This window comes from Phycisphaerae bacterium (assembly GCA_012729815.1).
GTDB lineage: Bacteria > Planctomycetota > Phycisphaerae > JAAYCJ01 > JAAYCJ01 > JAAYCJ01.
Genome location: JAAYCJ010000311.1, coordinates 1 through 4302, shown reverse-complemented (window position 1 = coordinate 4302; position 4302 = coordinate 1). Strand labels below are relative to the sequence as shown.

At 63.6% G+C, this 4302-nt stretch carries 5 protein-coding genes; all 5 read left to right on the top strand.

All coding sequences use genetic code 11. The annotated features are described in order from the left end of the window. The coding region (locus GXY33_20485) for a dihydrodipicolinate synthase family protein (protein ID NLX07526.1) at positions 1 to 834 on the top strand (834 nt) is incomplete at its 5' end. Between the two features lie 269 nt (positions 835 to 1103). Continuing rightward, positions 1104 to 1484: a Rubrerythrin gene (locus tag GXY33_20480; protein ID NLX07525.1), complete on the top strand. Its 381-nt coding sequence runs from the start codon at positions 1104 to 1106 to the stop codon at positions 1482 to 1484. Positions 1485 to 1533: 49 nt separating this feature from the next. Continuing rightward, complete coding sequence (locus tag GXY33_20475; GenBank protein NLX07524.1) at positions 1534 to 2343, top strand: bacteriocin family protein; 810 nt, start codon at positions 1534 to 1536, stop codon at positions 2341 to 2343. An 86-nt stretch (positions 2344 to 2429) separates the two neighbouring features. After that, positions 2430 to 3467, top strand: coding sequence for a zinc-binding dehydrogenase (locus tag GXY33_20470; GenBank protein NLX07523.1), 1038 nt, complete (start codon positions 2430 to 2432; stop codon positions 3465 to 3467). A gap of 26 nt (positions 3468 to 3493) precedes the next feature. After that, the coding region (locus tag GXY33_20465; protein ID NLX07522.1) for a sorbosone dehydrogenase family protein at positions 3494 to 4302 on the top strand (809 nt) is incomplete at its 3' end.

Here is a 4302-nt window from a genome sequence, read left to right as displayed (position 1 = left end):
GTGGACGAACCATCGCTTCGGAAGCTGGTGCGGCGTCTGATCGGCGCGGACCTTAACACGCTGTTCGTGGCCGGTTCGGCGGGCGAAGGGCCGCTGCTGTCGTTCGACCAGTGGGTCCGATTGCTCGAGGTGACGCGCGACGAGGCGGGCGACAAGGCGCATCTGCTGGCCGGCGTGATGGAGACCTCGACGCGGCGGGTGATCGAGAAGATCAAAGCGGCCGACCGGATCGGGTACAAGTACTTCGTGCTGACGCCGACGTTCTATCAGCCGATCGTCACGGCTTCGGAGCAGCTTCGCCTGTTCGGCGAGGCCCGCGCGGCGGCGTCGGACCGGATGGAGATGATCGCGTACAACATTCCGGGTTTTACCGCATCGACGGTGGCGGTCGAGACGGTTTGCGAAGCGGCCAAACGCGGCTGGACGCGCTACTACAAGGACAGTTCGGGCGATATGAACGTCTTCTGGAAGCTCGTCGAGCAGGGCCGCGCGGTCGGTTTGAACGTGCTCATGGGCGACGAGCGGTTCATCGCGGATGGACTGTTCGCTGGGGCGTGCGGCATGGTGCCGGTGTGCGCGAATTACGAGCCGGAAACGTTCGTGCGGGCCTGGCAGGCTCACCTGGACCGGGACTACACCGAGCTGCTGCGTCTCCAGATGCGGGTGCTGGCGATGCGTCAGACCATGCTGCGGACGGGGCCGTGCTGGATTTCGGGGCTCAAGTACGCGCTGTCGAAGCTCGGGATCGGCAACGGCCGGGCGGTCAGTCCGCTGGAGCCGGTCGATGAGGCAAGAAAGAAGCTGATCGACGAGATGGTCGGGGCCCAGCGGTAATCCGAACCCATCGTTCAAAGACTGCGGGTAAACGACCGACAGCGACACTGGCTGCCCCCCCACGATCACCATGCGCCACCTTCCTGCTCCAGATCAAACCTTTTTTCCTTGACGGAGGCGGAAAGTAGTAACTATCATAAAACAGCGTACAGGGGTTCATTGATTCACGAATTGGGGAAATCCGGGTTGAGCCAACGAGGCAAGCTGCCTGTCTCTACCCAACACTACTATTGCTATATTGTCGATTACAGCGATAAAGGAGGTCTCCCATGCCTGAGTTCGTCAATCCATTCAGCGGTATGGCTCCGGACCGGAAGCTGAACAAGCGCGAGATCACGCGGGCGATCCGGCTGTCGATCGCCGCCGAGTATGAGGCGATCCATCTCTATGAGGCGATCGCGGACGCCACGGACGACCCGCTGACCAAGGAGGTGATGCAGGACGTGGCGAACGAGGAGCGTGAGCACGCCGGGGAGTTCATGCGTCTGCTGGACTTCTTCCTGCCGGACGAGCGGCAGTTCCTGCAGAACGGGTATGAAGAGGTGGAGGAAGAGGCCAGGAAGCTCGGGCAGACTCCCGAGCAGACGCCGTCGGCGGAAGAACCGGAAGGCGATGTGCCGTCGATCGGCGAGATGAAATCCAAGGGATGATCCGAGCTTCGGAGAGGACCTGAGACATTCAAGAATTGGGGGTAAAACCATGACGAATAAGTATTTGCATCGCGATGACGCTCCTTTCGGGGAGAAGGTATGGAATCGGATTGACGAGATCGTGGTGGCGGCGGCGAAGTCGCAGCTTTCGGGCCGGCGGATTCTGCACATTGACGGGCCGTTCGGGCTGGAGCTCAAGAACCTGCCCGGCACGGACCGCCAACTCGGTGAAGGTGGGGAAGGCGTAACGATCAGCGCGAGCGTGCCGGTGCCGGTGGTGGAGCTTCACGCCGCCTTCAAGCTGCCGGTTCGCGACGTGGCCACGTTCGAGAGTACGGATTTGCCTTTCCAGGCGGAGGGGATCGCCAAGGCGGCGCTGGCCTGCGCCCAGGCTGAGGACAACCTGATCTTCAACGGCTCGAAGGCGGCGGGTATGACAGGCCTGCTGTCGGCCAAGGGGACCGAATCGCACCAGCTTCAGTCGTGGGACGAGATCGGCCGTGCCGCTGACGATCTGATCCGGGCGATCACGAAACTGGACGCGGCGGGTTTTCACGGGCCGTACGCGGCTGCGCTGTCGCCGAACCTGTACAACCTGCTCTATCGCCGCTACCACCAAGGCAATGCGACCGAGATCGAGCACGTCAGCCAGATCATCACCGACGGGTTGGTCAAGGCGCCGGTGCTCAAGTCGGGCGGCGTGCTGATCGCGACGGGTCGGCAGTACGCATCCATCGTTTTGGGTCAGGACCTGGCTGCCAGCTTCGTTGGGCCGGACGATCGCGAGTATGAGTTCGCGATCTCCGAGTCGCTGGCGCTGCGGCTGGTCGTGCCCGAGTCGATCTGCATTCTGAAGTAGTCCGCTAGGGCGGTTTGAGGTGGTTTGTGGATTCGGGGCCATCGGCGTCCCGGACAACATGGGCATAGTCGGATGAAAGGTGAAGCATGAAGGCGGTCGCGTTTCGGGCGGACGGGGAACTGGATGCGGTCGAGGTGATGGACCTTCCGGCGCCCACTCCCGGTGAGGGCGAGGCGGTGGTTCGCGTCCGGGCGGCGGCTTTGAATCACCTGGACATCTGGGTGCGCAAGGGTCGGCCGGGGATGGAATCGCCGATGCCGCACGTACTTGGTTCGGACGCCGCCGGCGTGGTCGAGGCGGTCGGGCCGTGCGTGGAGGGCGTCAAGCCGGGCGACGAGGTGGTGCTGAACCCGGGCATAAGCTGCGGGCGGTGCGAGTTCTGCCGCCGCGGCGAGCAGAGCCTGTGCCGCGATTTTGAGATTGTGGGGGCGACGCGGCCGGGCACGTTCGCCGAGATGGTCGCCGTACCGGCGGAGAATCTCTATCCCAAGCCGGAGCATCTGTGTTTCGTGGAGGCGGCCGCGTTGCCGCTGGTCCACCTGACGGCGTGGCGGATGCTGATGACGCGGGCGGAACTGAAGCCGGGCGAGACGGTGCTGATCCACGGGATCGGCGGCGGCGTGGCCCTGGCGGCCCTGCAGATCGCCAAGGTCGCGGGCGCCGAGGCGATCGTGACGTCATCGTCGGACGAGAAGCTTCGGCGGGCGAAGGAAGTGGGAGCGGATCGGACGATCAACTACGCGAAGGCCGACGTGGCCCAGGAGGTCAAGTCGATCACCCAAGGGGCCGGCGTGGACGTGGTGATCGACGCGGTGGGCGCCGCGACGTTTGTGATCGACATGCAGGTGGTTCGCCGGGGCGGACGGGTGGTCCTTTGCGGAGTGACCACGGGTGCGAAGGCGCGGATCGATCTGCAAAGCTTGTACTGGAATCAGGTTTCGGTGCTCGGATCGACGATGGGCTCGCACGAGGATTTCTGCCGTCTGCTGCGGGCGGTGAACGTGACGGGGCTCAAGCCGGTGGTCGATTTCGTGCTGCCGCTGGACCACGCGAAGGAAGCGATGCGGCGGATGGAGGAAGGCGAGCAGTTCGGCAAGATCGTGATCGAGATTTCGGGAGGCTGATCGGCACCATTCGCAAATAAGGGGGGATGGCCATGGGAGACAGAGCGCACCTGGTGTTGCTGGGCGTGGCGGCGCTATTGCCGTCGTGCGGCGTGGGACAGCAAATCCGGCTGGATAAAATCGTGCTGCCGGAAGGGTTTCGGATCGAGGTATACTCAGCCGACGTGCCCGAGGCGCGGGAGATGGTTTTTTCGCCCAACGGGATTCTGTTTGTCGGCTCGTGGTCGGGCAAGGTCTTTGCCATTATCGATCAGGACGGCGACCACAAGGCCGATCGGGTGGCGGTGGTGGCTCGAGGGCTGGACCAGCCGGTAGGCGTGGATTTCCACGAGGGCGACCTCTACATTTCCGCCGTCGACCGGGTGGTGAAGCTGCCGAGTATCGAGAACCGGATCGACGATCCGCCGGCGCCGGTGGTGGTCAACGAGTCGTTTCCCGACGACCAGCACCACGGCTGGAAGTTCATCCGGTTCGGGCCGGACAACCGGCTGTACGTGCCGATCGGAGCGCCGTGCAACGTGTGCCTGCGGGAAGATCCGCGGTATTCGACGATCATGCGAATGAAGCCGGACGGTTCGGAGCTGGAGATATTCGCCGAGGGCATTCGCAACACGGTGGGGTTCGACTGGCATCCGACAACCGGCGAGCTGTGGTTCACGGAAAACGGCCGGGACTGGATGGGCGACAACCGTCCGCCGGACGAGTTGAACCGCGCCGCCGAGCCGGGCCTGCACTTTGGCTTTCCGTACCTGCACGGTTACACCGTCTGGGACCCGGTGTACGGACCGATCGGCAAGGCGAAAGAGATTCGCTTCGTTCGACCGGAAATCGCCCT